This window comes from Marivivens marinus, assembly GCF_035969385.1.
GTDB lineage: Bacteria > Pseudomonadota > Alphaproteobacteria > Rhodobacterales > Rhodobacteraceae > SELP01.
In genome coordinates this window covers 1-21,203 of record NZ_JAYKKJ010000012.1, presented here as the reverse complement: position 1 = coordinate 21,203, position 21,203 = coordinate 1, and the positions used below count along the sequence as shown (strand labels likewise).

The window sequence follows — 21,203 nt, the reverse complement described above, 5'->3', positions numbered from 1 at the left end:
GCAATCTTTTTGCAAATCCAACTTAGAAAGGTGGTGAAAACCACATGCAGGTTAGCGTTCGCGACAACAACGTCGATCAGGCACTTCGTGCCCTCAAGAAAAAGCTGCAGCGTGAAGGTGTCTTCCGTGAAATGAAGCTGCGTCAGCACTTCGAGAAGCCCTCCATCCGCAAGGCGCGCGAGAAGGCAGAAGCCATCCGCCGTCAGCGCAAGCTGGCTCGTAAGAAGGCACAGCGCGAGGGTCTGCTCTAAGCACCCCTTGTTCGCCTGAGAACACTATTGGATTACCCCCGCGGCCTGGCCACGGGGGTTTTTCTTTGCCCGCTCAGACTGGAAGGGCCGTGGTCTGGCGAACTGTGCGCAGCGCAAAAGAGGATTGCATGGTCTGCACCCCCGGCAAGGTCGCCAGATATTGCCGGTGGATACGGGCGAAATCGTCGGTGTCGCGGGCCACGACCTTGAGCAGGTAGTCCGCCGACCCGGCCATCAGGTGGCATTCCAGAACATCCGGTACACGCGCCACGGCCTTCTCAAAGGCATCAAGGATTTCGTCAGCCTGCCCACTGAGCGTAATTTCCACGAACACCAGCGACGGGCGGCCAAGACGGCGGGGCGACAGAAGCGCCACATAGCCTTTGATGAACCCGTCCTTCTCCAGCCGCTGAACCCGACGGTGGCAGGCCGAAGGCGACAGGTTCACCTGTTCGGACAGCTCCGCATTCGACATACGGCCGTCCTTCTGAAGCGCCTCAAGGAGTCGACGATCAATGTGATCCAGTTCCATATCGCGCACGCCTTTCCTAACTTTTCAGATGTATACGCACAAACATTCGAAAATTTCGTTCTGCTATACAAAGAATCCCCAAGCAATTGCAATAGGGACGCGCGACAGTCGGCTCAGATGAAAACACCCCCTGCCCCGGGGGACGAGGAGGACGCCCAAATGCACATCGGTTGCCCAAAGGAAATCAAGCCGCAGGAATTCCGGGTCGGGATGACCCCGAACGCTGCGCACGAGGCCATTCTGGCCGGTCACACCGTCACCATCGAAACGAACGCCGGTGCTGGCGCTGGCTTCACCGATGAGGACTACATCGCCGTTGGCGCTAAGATCGTCGGCACCGCGAAAGAGGTGTTCGACACCGCCGACATGATCGTGAAGGTGAAAGAGCCGCAGGCTGGCGAACGCAAGATGCTGCGCGAAGGCCAGCTTCTATTCACCTACCTGCACCTTGCGCCCGATCCGGAACAGACCAAGGACCTTCTGGCCTCGGGCTGCACCGCCATCGCCTATGAAACCGTGACCGACGACCGTGGCGGTCTGCCCCTGCTGGCCCCGATGTCCGAAGTTGCAGGCCGTCTGGCCCCCCAGGTTGGCAGCTGGACCCTGCAAAAGGCCAATGGCGGCCGTGGCGTCCTGATGGGCGGCGTTCCCGGCGTCGGCCCGGCCAAGGTCGTGGTCATCGGCGGCGGTGTCGTCGGCACCCACGCGGCCAAGATCGCCGCCGGTATGGGCGCCGATGTGACCGTACTGGACCGGTCCCTGCCCCGTCTGCGCTACCTTGACGACGTGTTCGGAGGCACCTTCAAGACCTCCTACGCCAGCGCCGGCAACACCATCGAACTGGCCCGTCAGGCCGACATGATCATCGGTGCCGTGCTGATCCCCGGTGCCGCCGCGCCCAAACTGATCAAGCGCGACCAACTGTCGGAACTGAAGCCCGGCGCGGTTCTGGTTGACGTGGCGATCGACCAGGGCGGGTGCTTTGAAACCTCCCGCGCGACGACCCATCAGGACCCGATCTATGACGTGGACGGCATCATGCATTACTGCGTGGCCAACATGCCCGGCGCGGTTGCCCGCACCTCTACCATTGCGCTTGGCAATGCCACCATGCCCTTCATGATGGCGCTGGCGAACAAGGGCTGGAAACAGGCCTGCGCAGACGACAAGCATCTGCTGAACGGTCTGAACGTCCACGCCGGTCAACTGACCTACTACGCAGTTGGCGAAGCGCTGGGCATCGACGTTCTGTCGCCGCAACTGGCGATCAAGTAAGCCGGAAAGCAACTGCTAACCGCAAGAAGGCCCGCCATCCTCCCGGCGGGCCTTCTCTTTTGTATCTGGCCTGTGCCATGCTTGGAAAAAATGGATACAGCCATGTCAGACCTGCCCCCGTCCTTTGATCCCCTTTCAGCCGCCTTCGCCCAAGACCCCTACCCGGCCTACGCGGATCTGCGCACCCAGCCCGGCCCGGTCCGGTTTGATGACTTTGATATCTGGCTGGTCTCGCGGTTCGAGGACGTGAACCGGGTCATTCAGGACAAGACCATGGTCCGGGCATCTGACGCCTTCATGTCAGACGAGGACCGCGCCGCCCAGCAACGGGCCGAGAATTTCCACGACATGCCAAACCACGAACGGTTCGTGCAGTTCAGCCTTCTGGACAGTGACGGGCCGGTGCACGATCGGCTGCGCAAGCTGGTGTTCCGGGAATTCACCAAGACCCACCTTGCAGGGCAGCGCGGCATGATCGAAACCTTCGTAACGGGTCTGGTGGACGAGGTTGCGGACAAGGGGACCATAGACTTCATCGGCGAATTCGCCGCCCACATCCCCGGCCATGTCATCGGCCGGGTCATCGGCGTCCCGGACGAAGACTGCCCCCAGTTGCGGCAATGGTCCGAAGATACCGTCAGTTATTTCGACATCGACAGGACTGACGCGAAAAAAGCAAAGGCCGAACAGGCTGTCACCGATTTCTATCATTACCTGTTGGACCTGATTAAATTGCGCCGGGCAGAACCAGATGGTGGCATCCTGACCTCGCTGATCGGGGCACTGGGCCGGGGCGATCTGTCCGAGGATGAACTAATCTCCACCTGCATGTTGATCCTCATGGCGGGCCATGGATCGACCATCGACGTTCTGGGGTCCGGTATGCACGCCCTGCTGCGCCACCCCGATCAGATGCAGCGGCTGCGTGACGACCGGGGGCTGATGCCCACCGCGATTCAGGAGATGTTCCGCTATGAAAGCCCCCTGCCATTCTTCCACCGCTATGCGACGGAAGACTGCGAGGTGGCCGGAAAGACCTTCCATCGCGGCGACCGGATCGGCGTCCTTTACGGGGCCGCCAACCGCGACCCGGCGGCCTTTGACCAGCCCGAGACCTTTGACGTGGGTCGCAGCCCAAACCGGCATCTGGCGTTTGGCGGGGGGGCGCATTTCTGCCTTGGGAACCAATTGGCCCGGATCGACATGGAGGTAGTCTTTGGCCAATTATTCGACCGGTTCAGCCGGATCGAACTGGCCGAAGAGGCCCCGATCTACAAAACCGGCCTGTCCGTGCGCGGCCCCAAGGCATTGAAAGTGACCTTCTCCAACTAGAAAGGGCCCGCCGGTCGGCAGGCCCTCTCCGTTCCGTGGTGGTGGACTTACTTTTTGGCCAGCGCGTCGCGGATCTCGGTCAGCAGGTCGATCTCGCTCGGGCCAGCGGGCGCGGCCTCGGCGGCGGCCTCTTCTTCCTTCGCAGCGGCGTCCTTGGCCTTGTTCACGGCCTTGACGAGCATGAAGACCACCCAAGCGATGATCAGGAAGTTGATCACGGCCATGATGAACGACCCATAGGCAAAGACAGACGCCCCGGCCTCGCGTGCGGCCTCAAGGCTCGCGCCCTCGGCGACCTCGCCGGACAGAACCGCGTAGTTATTGGTGAAATCGACGCCGCCGGTGAACAGCCCGATGATCGGGTTGATCAGGTCAGCGACAAGGCTGCTGACGATAGCGGTAAAGGCTGCGCCGATGATGATCCCGACGGCCATGTCCATAACATTGCCCTTGGCAATGAAATCCTTGAATTCCTTGAGCATACTTGTCCCCACTCTTTGTTGATCGCGACACCCAGACAAAACGCTGTCGCCGATAGCGCTAATCCTAGCGTCAGCCCCACACAAATCTATGGTAATTTTTCGCCCCGGTTCCCCGTGAGCACGCGGGCCTAACCGGGCAGCTGCCCAGTCAGCACGTACCGCAGGATCTCGACCACCTGCCCCGGTTCCCGCGCGACGGCAAGGGCGGCCGCGTCCACTTCTTTCAGGGCATGGTCGTGTTCGGGCATTTGCAGGACAATCAGGGACTTGCCCAAGGCCGCCGCATAGCCCGCGTCAAAGGCCGCGTTCCACTGGCGGTATTTCTCGCCAAACCGGACGACGACAACATCCGCGTCGGCGATCCCCTTGCGGGTTCGGATCGCGTTGACCATCGCGCCCTTGTGGTCGTGCCAATACTTGTTGTCTTCAGCGCCAAGGATTGCGACACCGCAATCATCACTGGCATCGTGGTCCGTGACCGGCGCGGAAAACAGCACATCCAAACCTTTGGACCCCTCGATGATCTGGTCGCGCCAGTCGGTATGGATTTCGCCAGACAGGTAGACGTTCAGGGTCATGTCGTTCTCCTAGGGATCGTTTTCATTCAATGTCTTCGCAAGATAGAGCTTTGCGCCCTCCCTGCCCACCTCATGCCATCCAAGGTGTCGATAGAAGGCAATCGTTGCGGCCATATCGACGTGAGTAGCCAGGTGCAGGCCCGGCAAACCCAACTGTTGCGCCCACTGCTCGATAGCCTGCAAAAGACGTCTGCCTACGCCCTTGCCCGATGCATCGGGATGGACTGCAAGATTCTCGACCATGGTCGACGTGTCCGAATGCCGGACGATCACCCCTCCGATGATCGCGGCCCCTTCGACCGCCACCCAAACCGGCGCATCTGTAATGGCTTCGGCAATGCCTGCCTCGACCTCAGGCAGGCGCAGACCAGCAGCACGAAAAGGGGCGTAGGCGGCCCTGACAACTTCGGTCAGGGCCGCCGCATCCGATACCGTTGCGCGGCGGACCTCCACCGGCGTCACCCACGCAGGGTGCCGCCGGTCGCCTTGCTCACCTTCTCGACAATCTTGGCGCTCAGCGCCTCGATGTCCTTGTCCTTCAACGTGCCCTCCGTCGGCTGGATGCGCACGGTGATCGCAAGGGATTTCTTACCTTCGCCAAGGCTGCCGCCGGTGAATTCATCGAACAGGCGCACCTCTTCGATCAGGGCCTTGTCGGCCCCGGCGGCGGCGTTGATGAGGGTTAGCGCCTCGACCCCGGCATCCACCACAAAGGCGAAATCCCGTTCGACGGCCTGGTATTCCGACACATGAAGCGCAGGGCGCGCGGCACTTTGGCTGCGCGGCAGCGGCACTTCCTCGGGCCAGATGGTGAAGGCGACCGCGGGGCCCTTGATGTCCATGTCACGCAGGACCTTGGGATGGATTTCCCCAAAGACACCCAACACCTTTTTCGGGCCAAGGCAAATCTGCCCGTGGCGGCCCGGATGCCACCAGTCCGGCCCATTGCGCAGGATCTGCACCTTTGCGGGCGCGCCGATGGCGGCCAGCACCGCCTCTGCATCGGCTTTGGCATCGTAAAGGTCGACAGGGCGCGAGGCGCCATGCACGTCCTTTGGCCCGGTCCGGCCGATCAGAACACCCGAGATTTGCAGGTTCTGCTCTCCCGGCTCTCCGCCGTGGAACGCATGGCCGCATTCGAACAGCGCAAGGTCCATGAAACCACGCGCCTGATTGCGGGCGGCAGCACGCAACAGACCGGGCAGAAGATCGGGGCGCATATGGCTCATGTCGCTGGAAATCGGGTTTTCCAGCATCGAACCATCCTCGCCCCCACCAAACAGCGACGCGGCCTCTTGGTCGATGAAGCTGTAGGTCACGCATTCGTTGTAGCCCAGCGCGGCAGCGGTGCGGCGGGCCGCGGTGGCGCGCACCTGACCGGGGGTCAGGATCGGCTTCGGCACGCCGGGGGCGACGCGCGGCAGGGGCTTGCCCTCCAGCTTGGTCAGCGATGCGATGCGGGCCACTTCCTCGACCAGATCCGCCTCGCCCAACACATCGGGCCGCCAGCTGGGCACATGGGCCTTGTCGCCTTCCATACGGAATCCAAGCGCAGTGAGGGTCTGGCGCTGTTCGGCCTCGGGGATCTCCATCCCGACAAGGCTGATCACCCGCTTGGGGTCCAGCTTGTAAAACCGGGAATGATCCGGAACCTCACCCGCCTTGACCACCTCGGACGCCTCGCCGCCCGCATGATCCACGATCATCCGCACGGCAAGTTCCAGCCCCTCCAGCGAAAACGCTGGGTCGATCCCGCGTTCGAACCGGTAGCGGGCGTCGGAATTGATCTTCAGCGCGCGACCGGTCAGGGCTATGTTCACCGGCTCCCAATAGGCGCTTTCGACGAAGACATTCACCGTTTCCTCGGTGCAGCCGGAATGTTCGCCGCCCATGATCCCGGCAAGGCTTTCGACGCCGTTGTCGTCGGAAATCGCGACCATGCCTTCGGCAAGGGTATAGGTCTTTTCATCCAGCGCGAGGAACTCTTCCCCGCCCTTGGCGCGGTGCACCCGCAGATCGCCCTTGACCTTGTCCGCGTCGAAAACGTGCAGCGGGCGGTTCCGGTCATAGGTGAAGAAGTTGGTGACATCGACAAGGAAGGAAATCGGGCGCAACCCGATGGCCTTCAACCGGTCCTGCAACCACTGTGGCGACGGGCCATTCTTCACGCCCTTGATCAAACGGCCATAGAAAACCGGCGCCAATTCTAGCGTATCGTCATCAATGGACACCTTGATGTCACTTTCAAAGCTGGCCGGGACCGGGTCAACCGGTCGCGCGATCAGCTTGCCCAATCCGCGCGCGGCAAGGTCACGGGCGATCCCCTGTACACCCAGCGCGTCGGGCCGGTTCGGGGTAATCGCGATCTCGATCACCGGATCAACCTTGGACGGATCGTTGACCGCCAGCCAGTCAATGAACTTCTGACCGACCTCGCCAGAGGGCAGTTCGATAATGCCGTCATGTTCGTCCGACAGCTCCAGCTCGCGCTCCGAGGCCATCATGCCGTGGCTTTCGACGCCGCGGATCTTTCCGACAGACAGGGTCACGTCGATGCCGGGGACATAGTCGCCGGGTTTCGCCAGCACCACGGTGATGCCCGCGCGGGCGTTGGGGGCGCCGCAGACGATCTGCTTGTCGCCTTCGTCGGTTTCCACCGTGCAGACGCGCAGACGGTCGGCATCGGGGTGCTGTTCGGCGTGCTTGACCTTGGCCAGCGTGAAGGTGGCCAGCTTCTGCGCCGGGTTTTCGACGCCTTCGACCTCAAGCCCAAGGTCGGTCAGTGCCTCGGTGATCTCGTCAACGGTTGCGTCGGTTTCCAGATGCTCTTTGAGCCAGGAGAGGGTGAATTTCATGCGCGTGTCTCCTTGTGGAGCGAATTGGTGAGCATCGCGCCCGTCCCGGGGTGGGCGCAATCGCGCCCGCCCATGGGGGCGGGTCGGGCGCGATGCGGCGCTGACGCGCCGCAGATATTGGATGTGGGCGTCACCGCGACAGCCCTCCGTGCAGCGTCGGCACGTCCAACGCGGCGAACCCGTAGTGGCGCAGCCAGCGCAGGTCGCTGTCGAAGAAGGCCCGCAGGTCGGGGATGCCGTATTTCAGCATGGCGATCCGGTCGATCCCGATGCCAAAGGCAAAGCCCTGCCATTCGGTCGGGTCGATGCCCGCATTCTGCAACACCTTGGGGTGGACCATGCCGGACCCCAGCACCTCGAGCCAGTCGTCGCCTTCGCCGACGGTGACCGATCCGTTGTCCCAGCGGCACTGCACGTCCACCTCGGCCGAGGGTTCGGTGAAGGGGAAATGCGAAGCCCGGAATCGCGTCTTGACCCGCTTGCCGAAGAAGGCCGACAGGAATTCCTCAAGCACCCATTTCAGGTTTGCCATCGAGATATCCTTGTCGATGGCCAGCCCTTCGACCTGATGGAACATCGGGGTGTGGGTCTGATCGTAATCGGCGCGATAGACGCGGCCCGGCGCGATGATGCGAATGGGCGCGCCGGTCTTTTCCATGGTCCGGATCTGGACCGGGCTGGTGTGGGTGCGCAGCACGTGGGGCGGGCGGTTATCGCCTTCGGCCCTGTGCATGTAGAAGGTATCCATCTCGGCCCGGGCGGGGTGGTGGCCGGGGATGTTCAGCGCGTCGAAGTTATACCAGTCGCTGTCGATCTGCGGGCCCTCGGCCACGGCAAAGCCCATGTCGGCAAAGATCGCCGACAGCTCCTCGGTCACCTGGCTGATCGGGTGGATCGTGCCGGTCCGACGCGGGCGCGACGGCAGGGTCACGTCCAGCCATTCGCCGCGCAACCGCTCGTCCAGCGCCGCATCGGCCAGCGCGACCTTCTTGGCGGCCAGCGCACTGTTGATCTCATCCTTCAGCGCGTTCAGCGCCGGGCCCATAACCTGCCGCTCTTCCGGGGTCATTTTGCCCAGTTCACGCATCTTCAGGGCGATCTCGCCCTTCTTGCCAATGGCCGCAAGGCGGACCGCCTCGATCGCGTCCTCGTCGGCGGCATTGGCAATCAGCCCAAGGTATTTGTTCTTCAGATCGTCCATGTCTCTGGCGTCCTTTGTTCACTTGCCCGTGTGCTACCCAATGGCGGGCGGGGCCGCAACGCTTTGCCGGGGATGCAGACAAACAAAAAGCCGCGGCCCCCGGCGAGGGTCCGCGGCTTCGTAATGTTCTAACCCGGCTGGGGGTTAAGCGAGCGCGGCCTTCGCCTTGTCGACGATGGCGCTAAACGCTTCGGGCTCGTGCACGGCCAGATCGGCGAGAACCTTGCGGTCCACTTCGATCCCGGCTTTGGACAGCCCGTTGATGAACTTCGAATAGGTCAGGTCGGCATCCAGGGCGCGCACACCGGCGTTGATCCGCTGGATCCACAGCGCGCGGAAGTTCCGCTTGCGGGCCTTGCGGTCACGGGTGGCGTATTGGTTGGCCTTGTCCACGGCCTGACGCGCGACCTTGAAGGTCTTGGAGCGACGGTCGTAATAGCCCTTGGCAGCGTCAAGGACCTTCTTGTGACGACGATGAGTGACGGTTCCGCCTTTAACTCGCATCTTTCAGTCCTCCTTAGCGCGCGTAGGGCATCATCGGCTTGATGATACCTTCATCAGCCTTCGACAGGGTGGTGGTGCCGCGAGCATCGCGGAGGAATTTGTTGGTGCGCTTGATCATGCCGTGGCGCTTGCCCGCCTGACCGGCCTTGATCCGGCCCGAGGCCGTCACTTTGAACCGCTTTTTGCAGCTCGATTTTGTCTTCATCTTCGGCATTTCCATCTCCTCGAAAGGGTTGGTCGGACGCGCGACTCGGCATGCCATTCCGGCCGGTCTCGCGGGTTGAGCGGGCCGTATAGGCCGCGCATGGAGGAAAGGCAATAGGGAAAGGCCTAGTTGATGTAGCGCCCGACCACCCGAACGAATGCATCGGGGATTTCAGAAACCGAATAGGCGCCTGGACGTTCATTCACCGCCAGCGCGACAAGCCCGCCACCGATCAGGATCGCGATCGCCGCTGTCCGCGGCGCCCGCCCTTCGGACAGGGCGCCAATGATCGGCGGAATGGAGAAGCCCGCAATAATCAGGCCAATGACAAAAAATAGATCGGTATCCATGACACACCCAACAGGAACTCGATAGACCGATCTTACTCTGCTTCAGCGCTGTAAATCAAACGTTCCTCGCAAGGGGCCACACGCAGGATGTTCGTCGTCCCCGGCGTGTTGAACGGGACACCGGCGGTCACGACCACCATGTCCTGCTCTCCGGCCAGCCCTTCGGCCTTGGCGGCGCGGACGGCCTCGATCACGGCGGTCTTGAACCGGTCGACGTGGCCGGTGATGACACAGCTGGTCCCCCAGGACAGGCACAGGCGGCGCGCGGTCCGCTCCACGCTGGTCAGGGCGATGATCGGAACCCGCGGACGTTCACGCGACACCAGAAGCGCCGTGGTCCCCGACTGCGAATAGCAGCAGATCGCCTTGACGCTGGTGGTTTCCGCGATCTCACGGGCTGCGGCGACGATCCCATCGGCAACCGTCTTGCGGTCGGCCTTGCGGCTCGCCTCGATGATGTCGGTATAGGTGGGGTCGCTTTCAACCTCGGTGGCCACGTTGCTCATCGTGGTGACGGCTTCGATCGGGAAGCTGCCGGCGGCGGATTCGGCGGACAGCATGATCGCGTCTGCACCTTCGTAAATCGCGGTGGCCACGTCGGACACCTCGGCACGGGTGGGCATCGGGCTGTCGATCATGCTCTCCAACATCTGGGTCGCCACGATCACCGGCTTGGCGGCGGCACGGGATTTCCGGATCAGCCGCTTCTGTATCGGGGGCACGTTCTGCACCGGCAGTTCAACGCCCAGATCGCCGCGGGCGACCATGATCCCGTCCGACACAGCAAGGATGTCGTCAAAGGCCTTCACGGCCGCGGGCTTTTCAATCTTCGACAGGATCGACGCACGGCCCTTGGCAAGGCCGCGTGCCTCTTCCACGTCGGCGGGGCGCTGAACGAAGGACAGGGCCAGCCAATCCACGCCGAGTTCACATACAAACTCCAGATCCTTGCGGTCCTTGTCGGACAGTGCAGCCAGCGGCAGGACGACATCCGGCACGTTCACGCCCTTGCGGTTGGAAATCACGCCAGGAACTTCGACAACGCAATCTGCAAAATCGCGGCCACAATCCTTCACCCGCAGGCGGATCTTGCCGTCGTTGACCAGAAGGGTCGCGTTGGGTTCCAGCGCGTCGAAAATCTCTTTGTGGGGCAGTTGAACGCGGGTTGCGTCGCCCGGTGCGTCGCTCAGGTCCAATCGGAACGACTGGCCTTCGGTCAGCTCTTCTTCGCCGTTGGCGAAAGTGCCAAGACGCAGCTTCGGCCCCTGAAGGTCTGCCAGAATCGCGATGGGCGACCCAAGTTCCGCCTCGACCTTGCGGATGATTGCGTGCCGTTCAGCAATTTCGTCGTGCGATCCGTGGCTCATGTTCAGGCGGAACACATCCGCGCCCGCCTCGTGAAGCCCCCGTATCATTTCATAGGTGCTGGAGGCCGGGCCAAGTGTGGCGACGATTTTCACATTGCGGTGGCGTCTCATGCGACAGTTCCTTCGATCCTTTTGGCGGCCCTTGGCCGGATTCGCGCCGTTAGCGATAACGGGCGATTTGCGCCCTTATTGCGCAATTCCATTCCGGTCTCAACTGGCCTATGTGCTGTGACAGCATAATGACAGACGATCCACGGCCCAAATGTCGGAAAAACCTTACCATATTCACGGTGAAAAACGGCAGTCCCGCTGGCTGATTACCTGCGATCACGCCACAAACAGGGTTCCGGAGTGGGTAAACGGCGGTGATCTGGGCCTTCCGCCCGAGGATATGGAGCGCCATATCGCCTTCGATCCCGGTGCGCTTGGGGTCACGCTTGCCTTGGCCGACCGGCTCGACAGCCCCGCCGTTTCATCGGATTTCTCACGTCTGGTGATCGACCCGAACCGGGGCGCCGACGACCCGACCGTGCTGATGAAGCTTTACGACGGGTCCGTGATTCCGGCGAACCGGGCGGCCTTTGCCGAAGAAAAGGCCCGCCGGATGGAGCGGCTCTGGCACCCCTATCACAACGCGCTGGAGACCCTCGCAGCCCGTCGCCCTGACAGTGTGATCTGCGCCGTCCACAGCTTTACCCGCCAATTGCGCGGGCGGCCGCCCCGTCCGTGGCAGGTGGGCATCCTCTATTCCTACGACGAACGGCTGACCCGCCCCCTGATCGACCTGTTGCGGCAGGACGCGGCCCTTGCGTCCTGGGTCGAAGACACATTTGGCGAACGCTGGTGCGTTGGCGAAAACGAACCCTACGGCGGCCACCTCGACGGCGATTCCATCGACACCCATGCCTTGCAGCATGGGCGCTTGAACGTGCTGGTGGAAATCCGCAACGATCTGATCCGCACACCCGAGCAACAGCAGGCATGGGCCGAACGGCTTGCTCCGCTGCTTGACCGCGCGCTTGCCATCGCTGACGGTGTCTGAGGCCCTTGAAGGAGACAGATATGGACGACAAGACCCGGACCGAACTGGAGGCCGCCGCCTTCCGGCGCCTACGCGACCACCTGATGGTGCAACGCCCCGACGTGCAGAACATCGACCTGATGAACCTTGCCGGGTTCTGCCGCAACTGCCTGTCGCGCTGGTATCAGGAAGCCGCGACCGATCAGGGCATCGAGATGAGCAAGGAAGAGGCCCGAGAGGCCTTTTACGGAATGCCCTACGATGCGTGGAAGGTCAAAAACCAGACCGAGGCCAGCGACGAGAAGCAAGAGCAGTTCAAGAAGGCCTTCGCCGAAAATGTCGGCCCTCTAGCGGATTAGGGTCGAAGGCCCGTCAACAATCAGGGCCTCATCGGGCCTTTGTTGGGCAATCGGAAACGAACACCTCGACTTCTTGAATAAAGCAAGAATTTGTCTCAGTTTTCGACCAAGGTGGGTTTTGATCGGCCCATCGGGCGTAGTCTTGAGAGTCTGAAATGTTTGCATCCGCTCTTCCGTTTGTCATCTTCCTCCTTTTGGCCGCGCTTCCACTGTCCTTCGGTGACATGGACGACGAAGAAGTCGACGAGGATAGCCACGACGATCATGAGCCCGAGACGGATACGACCACGGATGACACCACCTCAACTGATGGTGGCGGCGACAGCGAAACCGACAGCGGGGCTCCGGCTGGAACAGATTTCGATGATACGCTGACAGGGACAGACGGCGACGACTCTCTGTCCGGGTTGGACGGTGTCGATATACTCGATGGCCGGGCCGGAAATGACATCCTCGATTTCGGCGCGGGCGATGACCTGCACACCGCATCAAGCGAGACAGACGATTCCGGCGATGATACCCTGCTTGGCGGAGACGGGAACGACATCCTGGCCGATGCGCTGGGAAGCAACATCTTGGATGGCGGTGCGGGCAACGACACCCTGAGCGGGGCGGACGAGACCGGCGCGGGTACGGCAACGGATACGCTCATTGGCGGCGATGGCGACGACACCCTGCTTGGCGACGACGGCGATACGATGACAGGCGGCACGGGTATGGATGTCTTCCGTACTGATGTCTCGACTGGAGACACGGCAACAACGGTCACCGATTTCAACCAGTCCGAAGGTGACACAATTGTCATTCAATACGTGAGCGCGACCGACCTGCCGGTAACGGTCGCGGCCACGGCGGATGGAACCGGCACAATTATCTTTTTGGATGGCGTCGAAGTCGCGGTGATCGAAGGGGTTGCCGGGCTGTCTGCTGCTGACGTTCAGACAATCAGAAGCGATCCGGTAATCTAGGGCACTCCGGCCGGGTGGGCCGGTAATATTGTGGGGGATACATGGCACTTTTTATTCTGCCGTTGCTTATCAGCTTCGGCCTCTTGGCGGCACTATTCACCGGGGGTGAAGACACGGTCGAAGAGGGCGAAACCGTCTCGGGCACCAACGGTGACGACGACCTGACCGGTGGCGATGGTGACGATACATTGTCGGGCCGTGCCGGCGACGACATTCTTCTCGGGCGCGACGGCGACGATGCCATATTTGCCGGGGCAGGGAATGACTACGTCGATGGTGGCGCGGGCGACGACGACATATACATGGGCGATGGTGACGACACCAATTTCTTGCCCGGTGTCGATGCCAACGACAACGGCGATGACGTCATCCGGGGCGGCGCAGGCGCCGACGTGATTGTCGACGTGGCAGGTAGCAACACGCTACTTGGCGGGTCCGGTTGGGATGAGATTTATGCCGTGGACGCCCCCGGCGACGAAGGGACGCCGGATATCCTCGACGGTGGCTGGGGCAAGGACATCCTTGTCGGCGACGCGGGCGATACCATGACGGGCGGCGAACAATATGACGAATTTGACGTCGTGGTTTACGAACCGACGCTGGATCCGGTGCTCATCACGGATTGGGAACATGAGCTTGCTGAAGGCCCCGAGGTCATTACGCTTGTCCTGAACCCGGCGCTGTCAGGGCAGCCTGTTTCGTGGACGACCAGCAGCGCCGGGTTTCATATCACGGTTGGTGGTCAGGATGTCGCGATCGTTCAGGGGGCCACCTCGACGGATCAGATCAACGCTCTTTTGTCGTCGGTGTCGGTAAGCTACGCCGCAGCCTGACAGAACGGCGACCAGAAACAGCAAAGGGGGCCGACGGCCCCCTTTTCCGTTAGGGTGGTACCAGCTCAGATCGCCGATTTCAGGCTTTCATCCAGATAGATTTCACGCAGCCGCTTGGCCACCGGGCCGGGGGTGCCGTCACCTAGGGCCACGCCGTCGATTTCCACCACCGGGAACACGAAGGTCGAGGCGGAGGTGATGAACGCCTCGTCCGCCTCTTGTGCCTCTGCGATGGTGAAGGGGCGTTCTTCCACCTCCATCTGCGCCTCGCGGGCGAACCGCAGAACGGCAGCGCGGGTAATGCCGTGCAGAATGTCATTGGACAGGTTGCGGGTGATGATCTTGCCGCCTTTGACGATATAGGCGTTGTTCGACGTGCCCTCGGTCACATGGCCATCCTCGACAAGCCATGCGTCGTCACATCCCGCCTTCTTGGCCATCATCTTGCCCATCGACGGATAGAGCAGCTGCACCGTCTTGATGTCGCGGCGACCCCAGCGGATGTCCTCGATCGAGATGACCTTGATCCCCCTCTTCGCCGCCGGGCTATCGGCCAGACCGGGCTTGGACTGGGTGAACAGCACCAGCGTGGGTTTGACCACCTCTGGGTCGGGGAAGACGAAATCGCGGTCGCCCGCAGACCCGCGGCTGACCTGAAGATAGACCATGCCTTCGTCGATGTTGTTGACCTCCACCAGTTTGCGGTGGATCTCCAACAGATCATCGAACGCCTCGGGCTTGGCCATGTCCAGTTCGGTCAGGGACCGCTCCAGTCGGGCCACATGGCCGTCAAAGTCGATCAGCTTGCCGCCCAGAACAGAGGTTACCTCGTAGACGCCATCGGCCATCAGGAAGGACCGGTCAAAGATCGAAACCGTTGCTTCGGTTTCGGGCAGGTAGTCTCCGTTCACATAGACGGTGCGGGTCATCTTGGGCTTCCTTCAGAGTTGGCGAACAGCGCCCTTGGCGGCGCTGGTGGTCAGGGCGGCATAGGCCTTGAGCGCGGTGGATACCTTGCGCTTGCGCGGCTTGGCGGGGTGCCAGCCTTTCGCCTCCTGCGCGGCGCGGCGTTCGGCCAGAACCGCGTCCGAGACGGCAAGGTTGATGGTCCGGTTCGGGATGTCGATCTCGATCAGGTCGCCATGTTCGACAAGACCGATGGTGCCACCTTCGGCGGCTTCTGGCGACACGTGACCAATCGACAGGCCCGAGGTTCCGCCCGAGAAGCGGCCATCGGTGATCAAGGCACAGGCTGCGCCCAGCCCTTTCGATTTCAGGTAGGAGGTCGGATAGAGCATTTCCTGCATCCCCGGCCCGCCGCGCGGCCCTTCATAGCGGATCAGGACCACGTCGCCCGCCTTGACCTTGCCGGTCAGGATGTCGTTCACCGCGTCGTCCTGGCTTTCAACCACATAGGCCGGGCCGCTGAACTTCAGGATCGAATCGTCGACCCCTGCGGTTTTCACGATGCAGCCTTCCTCGGCCAGATTGCCGAACAGAACGGCAAGGCCGCCATCCTGGCTGAAGGCATGTTCTTTTGCCCGGATCACACCCTTTTCCCGGTCCAGATCAAGGTTCGGGAACCTGCGGTCGGTGCTGAAGGCTTCGGTCGTGCGGACACCACCGGGGGCCGCGGAATAGAATTCGTGCACGCTGTTGCTGTCGGTCTGCGCCACGTCCCATTTCTTGAGCGCATCACCCATCGTAGGGCTGTGCACAGTCGGCAAATGGTTGTGCAACAGGCCCGCGCGGTCCAACTCGCCCAGAATGGCCATGATGCCACCGGCGCGGTGGACGTCTTCCATGTGCACGTCCGATTTCGCCGGGGCGACCTTGCACAGGCAAGGTACCTTGCGGCTCAGCCGGTCGATGTCTTCCATGGTGAAATTGACCTCGCCCTCATAGGCGGCGGCCAGCAGGTGCAGCACCGTATTGGTGGACCCGCCCATGGCGATATCCAGCGACATGGCGTTCTCGAACGCCTCAAACGTGGCGATGCTGCGCGGCAGGACGCTGAAATCGTCGCCTTCATAGTGACGCTTGGCCAGATCCACGATCAGATGCCCGGCCTCAAGGAACAGGCGTTTGCGGTCGGCGTGGGTGGCAAGGGTCGACCCATTGCCCGGCAGCGAAAGGCCCAGCGCCTCGGTCAGGCAGTTCATCGAGTTGGCGGTAAACATCCCCGAACAGGACCCGCAGGTCGGGCAGGCGGCCTCTTCGATGGCTTGCACCTGTTCGTCCGAATACTTGTCGTCGGCGGCGGCAACCATCGCATCGACAAGGTCCAGCGCCTTGATCCCGTCGCCCCATTCGACCTTGCCCGCTTCCATCGGGCCGCCCGAGACAAATACACACGGAATGTTCAGGCGCATCGCGGCCATCAGCATCCCCGGCGTGATCTTGTCACAGTTCGAGATGCAGACCATCGCGTCGGCGCAGTGGGCGTTGACCATGTATTCCACGCTGTCGGCGATCACCTCGCGCGAGGGGAGCGAATACAGCATCCCATCATGGCCCATGGCGATCCCGTCATCGACGGCGATAGTGTTGAATTCCTTGGCGACACCGCCGGCCTTTTCGACCTCGCGGGCGACCATCTGGCCCAGATCCTTCAGGTGCACATGCCCCGGCACGAATTGGGTGAAAGAGTTTACGATGGCGATGATCGGCTTGCCGAAATCGCCTTCTTTCATCCCTGTGGCCCGCCAAAGGCCACGGGCACCGGCCATGTTGCGGCCATGGGTTGTCGTGCGGGAACGGTATCTGGGCATCTGTTGTCCTCCTGAAGCGCGCGCCGTTACTTAGCGCAGGTCAGGGTGGAGTAAAATAGGGCTTAGCCCCAAAGCGCGGCGGGGGCGGGGTGAATACCCGCCACGTCAAAGGTCATCGGCGGATCGCGGTCTTCGGCCAGCAGCAGCGGGCCATCCAGATCGGTGACCATCGCCCCCTGCGCAACCAGAAGCGCGGGCGCCATCGCCAGCGACGACCCCACCATGCAGCCGACCATGACCTTGTATCCCTCGGCCAGCGCCGCCTCGCGCAGGGCCAGCGCCTCGGTCAGGCCGCCGGTCTTGTCGAGCTTTATATTGACCACATCGTACTTGCCCTTCAGCCCCGGAAGGCTGGCGCGGTCGTGGCAGGATTCGTCGGCGCAGACCGGCAAGGGGCGTTCGATCTCGGCCAGCATGTCGTCCTGCCCGGCGGGCAAGGGCTGTTCCACCAGTTCCACCCCCAGCCGCACCAGATGCGGCGCGAGATCGGTATAGACCTCGGCGGTCCAGCCTTCGTTTGCGTCCACGATGATCCGGGCCTTGGGCGCGCCTGCGCGGACCGCTTCCAGCCGGGGCATGTCGTCAGGGGTGCCCAGCTTGATCTTCAAAAGCGGACGATGGGCGTTTTCCGCGGCCTGCGCGCGCATCGCCTCGGGGGTATCGAGCGACAGGGTATAGGCGGTGATTTCCGGCCCCGGCGCGGACAGCCCTGCCAGTTCCCAGACCGGCTTGCCCTTCCATTTGGCGGCGTGGTCCCATAGGGCGCAGTCGATGGCATTGCGGGCCGCCCCTGCGGGCAGTTCCTCTTGCAAGTCACACCAGCGGCCCGAGAAGCCTTCGATCTGGGCCGTCACGCTGTCCAGACTTTCGCCGTAGCGGGCATAGGGCACGCATTCACCCCAGCCCGTCGCCCCCTCATGCTCCGCCCGCACGGTCAGCACCTTCGCCTCGGTCCGCGACCCGCGTGAAATGGTGAACACACGGGCAAGGCGGAAGGTATCGGGGGTGACGGTGATCTGCATGGCGGCCTCTTTGCATTCAGGTGGCGGGCAGGTGCCCCGGTGGTTCGGGGCGACCCGATCACATCGCGGCCAGCGCGTCCACCAGCTTGCCCGGACCAAAGCGGAACGGGTCGGTCGCGGGCAGGCCAAGCCGGTGTTCGATATCAGCCAGATAGGTCAGGGCATCTGCCTCGGTCATGTGCTGTGTGTTGATCGAATAGCCGACGACCTTGCAGTCCGGGTTGGCGACATGGGCCAGTTGCAGGGCAAGATCACGCACCTGTTCAAGGCTGGGCAGTTTATAACCCGGCAGGCCCCGCATATGGGCGCGGGTCGGTTCGTGACAGACAATAAGCGCGTCAGGCTGGCCACCGTGAACCAGCGCCATGGTCACACCGGAATAGGACACGTGGAACAGGCTCCCCTGCCCTTCGATCAGGTCCCAGTGGTCGTCGTCGTTGTCGGGGGTCAGATACTCGATAGAACCTGCCATGAAATCCGCGATGACCGCGTCCAGCGGCACGCCGTCGCCGGTGATCAGAATGCCGGTCTGACCCGTCGCGCGGAAGGTGGATTTCATGCCGCGTTCCCGCATTTCCGCGTCCATCGCCAGCGCCGTGTACATCTTGCCCACGGAACAATCGGTGCCAACGGCCAGACAGCGCTTGCCGCTGCGCTTGACCCCGTTGGCGATGGGATATTTTACCGATGGGATGCGGACGTCATGCAGGGTGCAGCCATGATCGGCGGCACATTTCACAAGGTCCTCCTCGTCTTTCAGAAGGTTGTGCAGGCCCGACGCGATGTCATAGCCCATGCACAGCGCCTCGAGCAGGACCTGCTTCCACGCGGCCGAGATCACGCCGCCGCGGTTCGCGACACCAATCACCAGCGTCTTGGCACCTGCGGCCTGCGCCTCGGCAAGGGTCATGTCGGTCAGACCCAGATCGGCCCCGCAGCCTTCCATCCGGAACTGGCCAACGGCATTTTCCGGGCGCCAATCCTTGATCCCTTGCGCCACCTTGGCGGCGAGCTGGTCAGGGGCATCTCCGAGGAACAACAGGTAAGGGGTCTTGATCATGGCAGCATCTCCTTGCGCGGACGCCCCTAGGTGCCATGGCCGCTTTGCAAGTTGATCTCTAATTTCGCCCAAACTTGCAGCATGACGCTTTTAAATGAGCGTCACTAAGCATATTGACGCACAATTCTCTACTGAAACGCAGGTGTTTCAACGAATGCTTTGCGTTTGAAACAGATGAAACGCCAGCTTTTTCTGCACCTGCAAAATGCGCCTTGCGTAGCGCAGCGTAATATTCTACCAAAACCGTGATCCAAATACGCAACAAACTTACAAGGCCGCCGATGTCCTTTCGCATTCAGCCCACACCCGTCGCCCGTCCGAACCGTTGCCAATTGTTCGGCCCGGGGTCGCGCCCTGCCATTTTCGAAAAGATGGCCGGCAGCGCCGCGGACGTGATCAACTTGGACCTTGAGGATTCGGTCGCCCCAGACGACAAGGCGCAGGCCCGCAAGAACATCATCGAGGCGATCGGCGATATCGACTGGGGCACCAAACATCTGTCGGTGCGGATCAATGGCTTGGATACACCCTATTGGTATAGGGACGTGGTGGACCTTCTGGAAAACGCCAGTGACCGGATCGACCAGATCATGATCCCCAAAGTCGGCTGCGCCGCCGATATCTATGCCGTCGATGCACTGGCCACGGCCGTTGAACGCGCTACGGGTCGGACCAAGCCGATCGCCTTCGAGGTAATCATCGAATCTGCCGCTGGTATCGCCCATGTCGAAGAAATCGCCGCAGCGTCCCCCCGCCTTCAGGCCATGAGCCTTGGCGCCGCCGACTTCGCGGCCTCCATGGGGATGCAAACCACCGGGATCGGTGGCACGCAGGACAACTATTACATGCTGCACGGCGATACCCGGCACTATTCCGACCCGTGGCACTGGGCGCAGACGGCCATCGTCGCGGCCTGCCGGACCCACGGGGTGCTGCCCGTCGACGGGCCGTTCGGGGATTTCTCGGACGATGAAGGCTACCGCGCGCAGGCCCGCCGGTCGGCAACATTGGGCATGGTCGGCAAATGGGCCATCCACCCCAAACAAGTCGCCCTTGCAAACGAAGTTTTCACCCCGTCGGAAGACGCCGTGACCGAAGCACGCGAAATCCTGAAAGCCATGGAAGAGGCGAAGGCGCGCGGAGAAGGTGCAACCGTCTACAAGGGCCGTCTTGTCGATATCGCCAGCATCAAGCAGGCCGAGGTGATCGTGCGCCAGTCTGAAATGATCGCGGGCTAGGCCAGCGGCATTCCCACCTCGGTCCGCAGGTTCTCGGGCGCGGTGGTGGTGGGGTCATTCAGATACGCTTCCCAGCAGGGGCCGGTACCGACCGGGATCGCATGATCCCGGATCGTCGCGGTCACCCCTTCCCAAAAGGACGGCAGGCCCTCATAGGGTCCTTCGTGCAAGAAGATCGCAGCCCGGCAGGCTGGCAGAGTGATGCGCTCCATGCCGTCGGGGACCGGCTGATCCGCTGGAAACTCGCAGGCGGCATAACTGCGCAGGTCCGCCGGGGCAGTGGTGGCGAGATCATCCAAATAGACACCCAGCCAAGCCCCAGATGCCTGCAACTGGCCGGAACCGGACAAGGCTTCATGCAGCCTGCCAAAGGCCGGTCCGATCTGATTGTAGGGGCCCTTGTGCAGGACCCCCGCCAATTGCCGTTCCGGCATGTCTCTTTCGACCCAGGGCAGGTCTGTCATGGTCAATAGTCCCGCAGGAAGACGACGCCGTAGTCACACAACCGGCTGCAATCGCTCGCGTCCCCGCCCATGTTTTCGATGCTCATCCCCATCGCCGCGCCCGGCCCTTCGAACCGGATGTCGTCGCATTCATAGTCATTGGGATAGCTGCCGCTGTCATCGCCGAATTGAATGGCGGAGCATTGAGTCGCGGCGCGGGCTTCGGTGTAGTCCCACATCCGCACGGTGCCCGATTGGAAGGCGGCCACACAGTCGCTGGCGTCGCGGCCAACGTGGTCCCAGCTGAACCCGCTGGCCATGCCGCTGCCGAAGAACCGGCGGTCGTCGCATTCTCCGTCCCGGCTCCATTCGCCGCTGTCGTCACCAAAGTTGATCCCGTCGACGATCTGGGCAGAGGCGGAGGGCTGCCCCTTGCCGCCGCCAGACGGCATCTGACCACCGCGAACGGTCAGTCGTCCTGGAATAGCCCCCTGAAAGTGGTCCACCAACTGGGATAGTTTGTCCCGCAAATTGGAGGATCAGCGATGGCTGGGAA

General features: G+C 62.2%; 25 protein-coding genes. 8 read left to right on the top strand and 17 right to left on the bottom strand.

Translation table 11 applies throughout. The annotated features are described in order from the left end of the window. The first annotated feature begins 44 nt into the window (after nt 1-44). A complete protein-coding gene (rpsU, locus tag U3648_RS15705; protein ID WP_129685184.1) occupies nt 45-251 on the top strand; it encodes a 30S ribosomal protein S21 in 207 nt (68 codons plus the stop codon). Nucleotides 252-324: 73 nt separating this feature from the next. Here the strand turns inward: rpsU and U3648_RS15700 are convergent, their stop codons facing one another. Further along, nucleotides 325-783, bottom strand: a complete 459-nt coding sequence (locus tag U3648_RS15700; protein WP_129685182.1) for an Lrp/AsnC family transcriptional regulator — start codon at nt 781-783, stop codon at nt 325-327. Between the two features lie 159 nt (nt 784-942). Here U3648_RS15700 and ald point away from each other — a divergent pair, with 159 nt between their 5' ends. Next, the gene (gene ald, locus U3648_RS15695) at nt 943-2,058 is read left to right on the top strand and encodes an alanine dehydrogenase (protein ID WP_420860220.1); all 1,116 of its coding nucleotides are present in this window, start codon (nt 943-945) and stop codon (nt 2,056-2,058) included. A gap of 102 nt (nt 2,059-2,160) precedes the next feature. Beyond that, nucleotides 2,161-3,390, top strand: coding sequence for a cytochrome P450 (locus U3648_RS15690; protein ID WP_420860177.1), 1,230 nt, complete (start codon nt 2,161-2,163; stop codon nt 3,388-3,390). A 47-nt stretch (nt 3,391-3,437) separates the two neighbouring features. Here U3648_RS15690 and mscL read toward each other — a convergent pair whose 3' ends face one another. The 9 genes from mscL to pyk all read right to left on the bottom strand — a co-directional run bounded on the left by mscL (nt 3,438) and on the right by pyk (nt 11,043). After that, nucleotides 3,438-3,872 (bottom strand): large conductance mechanosensitive channel protein MscL, encoded by a 435-nt coding sequence (gene mscL, locus U3648_RS15685; RefSeq protein WP_129685176.1) that lies wholly within the window; start codon nt 3,870-3,872, stop codon nt 3,438-3,440. Between the two features lie 128 nt (nt 3,873-4,000). Next, entirely contained in the window at nt 4,001-4,450 is a 450-nt protein-coding gene (locus U3648_RS15680; RefSeq protein ID WP_420860176.1) for a YtoQ family protein, read from the bottom strand. A 9-nt stretch (nt 4,451-4,459) separates the two neighbouring features. After that, complete coding sequence (locus tag U3648_RS15675) at nt 4,460-4,903, bottom strand: GNAT family N-acetyltransferase (protein ID WP_420860175.1); 444 nt, start codon at nt 4,901-4,903, stop codon at nt 4,460-4,462. 5 nt (nt 4,904-4,908) lie between these two features. Beyond that, nucleotides 4,909-7,305 carry a phenylalanine--tRNA ligase subunit beta gene (pheT, locus tag U3648_RS15670; protein ID WP_420860174.1) on the bottom strand — a complete coding sequence of 799 codons (2,397 nt, stop codon included), beginning with the start codon at nt 7,303-7,305 and terminating at the stop codon, nt 4,909-4,911. 130 nt (nt 7,306-7,435) lie between these two features. Next, a complete protein-coding gene (gene pheS, locus U3648_RS15665) occupies nt 7,436-8,506 on the bottom strand; it encodes a phenylalanine--tRNA ligase subunit alpha (protein WP_420860173.1) in 1,071 nt (356 codons plus the stop codon). 144 nt (nt 8,507-8,650) lie between these two features. Then, nucleotides 8,651-9,010, bottom strand: coding sequence for a 50S ribosomal protein L20 (gene rplT / locus U3648_RS15660; protein WP_129685166.1), 360 nt, complete (start codon nt 9,008-9,010; stop codon nt 8,651-8,653). A gap of 13 nt (nt 9,011-9,023) precedes the next feature. Further along, nucleotides 9,024-9,224, bottom strand: coding sequence for a 50S ribosomal protein L35 (gene rpmI, locus U3648_RS15655; RefSeq protein ID WP_129685164.1), 201 nt, complete (start codon nt 9,222-9,224; stop codon nt 9,024-9,026). Nucleotides 9,225-9,340: 116 nt separating this feature from the next. Beyond that, nucleotides 9,341-9,565 carry a hypothetical protein gene (locus U3648_RS15650; protein WP_420860172.1) on the bottom strand — a complete coding sequence of 75 codons (225 nt, stop codon included), beginning with the start codon at nt 9,563-9,565 and terminating at the stop codon, nt 9,341-9,343. A 32-nt stretch (nt 9,566-9,597) separates the two neighbouring features. After that, nucleotides 9,598-11,043: a pyruvate kinase gene (gene pyk, locus U3648_RS15645; protein ID WP_420860171.1), complete on the bottom strand. Its 1,446-nt coding sequence runs from the start codon at nt 11,041-11,043 to the stop codon at nt 9,598-9,600. Nucleotides 11,044-11,194: 151 nt separating this feature from the next. Between pyk and U3648_RS15640 the strand changes: the two genes are divergently transcribed. The 4 genes from U3648_RS15640 to U3648_RS15625 all read left to right on the top strand — a co-directional run bounded on the left by U3648_RS15640 (nt 11,195) and on the right by U3648_RS15625 (nt 14,113). Further along, entirely contained in the window at nt 11,195-11,974 is a 780-nt protein-coding gene (locus tag U3648_RS15640) for an N-formylglutamate amidohydrolase (protein WP_420860170.1), read from the top strand. A 20-nt stretch (nt 11,975-11,994) separates the two neighbouring features. Continuing rightward, nucleotides 11,995-12,312 carry a DUF1244 domain-containing protein gene (locus tag U3648_RS15635; RefSeq protein WP_420860169.1) on the top strand — a complete coding sequence of 106 codons (318 nt, stop codon included), beginning with the start codon at nt 11,995-11,997 and terminating at the stop codon, nt 12,310-12,312. Nucleotides 12,313-12,467: 155 nt separating this feature from the next. Further along, nucleotides 12,468-13,280 (top strand): calcium-binding protein, encoded by an 813-nt coding sequence (locus tag U3648_RS15630; RefSeq protein WP_420860168.1) that lies wholly within the window; start codon nt 12,468-12,470, stop codon nt 13,278-13,280. Nucleotides 13,281-13,321: 41 nt separating this feature from the next. Next, nucleotides 13,322-14,113 carry a calcium-binding protein gene (locus tag U3648_RS15625; RefSeq protein WP_420860167.1) on the top strand — a complete coding sequence of 264 codons (792 nt, stop codon included), beginning with the start codon at nt 13,322-13,324 and terminating at the stop codon, nt 14,111-14,113. 65 nt (nt 14,114-14,178) lie between these two features. Here U3648_RS15625 and U3648_RS15620 read toward each other — a convergent pair whose 3' ends face one another. The 5 genes from U3648_RS15620 to U3648_RS15600 all read right to left on the bottom strand — a co-directional run bounded on the left by U3648_RS15620 (nt 14,179) and on the right by U3648_RS15600 (nt 19,261). Further along, nucleotides 14,179-15,042: a D-amino-acid transaminase gene (locus U3648_RS15620; RefSeq protein WP_420860166.1), complete on the bottom strand. Its 864-nt coding sequence runs from the start codon at nt 15,040-15,042 to the stop codon at nt 14,179-14,181. 12 nt (nt 15,043-15,054) lie between these two features. Beyond that, a complete protein-coding gene (gene ilvD, locus U3648_RS15615; RefSeq protein WP_420860165.1) occupies nt 15,055-16,884 on the bottom strand; it encodes a dihydroxy-acid dehydratase in 1,830 nt (609 codons plus the stop codon). A 62-nt stretch (nt 16,885-16,946) separates the two neighbouring features. After that, on the bottom strand, nt 16,947-17,906 hold the full coding sequence (gene dgcA / locus U3648_RS15610; RefSeq protein WP_420860164.1) for an N-acetyl-D-Glu racemase DgcA: 960 nt from the start codon (nt 17,904-17,906) through the stop codon (nt 16,947-16,949). Between the two features lie 58 nt (nt 17,907-17,964). Further along, entirely contained in the window at nt 17,965-18,966 is a 1,002-nt protein-coding gene (gene dgcN, locus U3648_RS15605) for an N-acetyltransferase DgcN (RefSeq protein WP_420860163.1), read from the bottom strand. 58 nt (nt 18,967-19,024) lie between these two features. Further along, nucleotides 19,025-19,261, bottom strand: coding sequence for a hypothetical protein (locus U3648_RS15600; protein ID WP_420860222.1), 237 nt, complete (start codon nt 19,259-19,261; stop codon nt 19,025-19,027). On the opposite strand from U3648_RS15600, the gene U3648_RS15595 reads away from it, so the two are divergent. Continuing rightward, nucleotides 19,248-20,204 carry an L-malyl-CoA/beta-methylmalyl-CoA lyase gene (locus U3648_RS15595; RefSeq protein WP_420860162.1) on the top strand — a complete coding sequence of 319 codons (957 nt, stop codon included), beginning with the start codon at nt 19,248-19,250 and terminating at the stop codon, nt 20,202-20,204. The two genes, U3648_RS15600 and U3648_RS15595, sit on opposite strands and share 14 nt — an antisense overlap. Here the strand turns inward: U3648_RS15595 and U3648_RS15590 are convergent. After that, the gene (locus tag U3648_RS15590) at nt 20,201-20,668 is read right to left on the bottom strand and encodes an AraC family transcriptional regulator (protein WP_420860161.1); all 468 of its coding nucleotides are present in this window, start codon (nt 20,666-20,668) and stop codon (nt 20,201-20,203) included. The genes U3648_RS15595 and U3648_RS15590 overlap by 4 nt on opposite strands. A gap of 2 nt (nt 20,669-20,670) precedes the next feature. Further along, a complete protein-coding gene (locus tag U3648_RS15585; RefSeq protein WP_420860160.1) occupies nt 20,671-21,099 on the bottom strand; it encodes a hypothetical protein in 429 nt (142 codons plus the stop codon). Nucleotides 21,100-21,203: the final 104 nt, after the last annotated feature.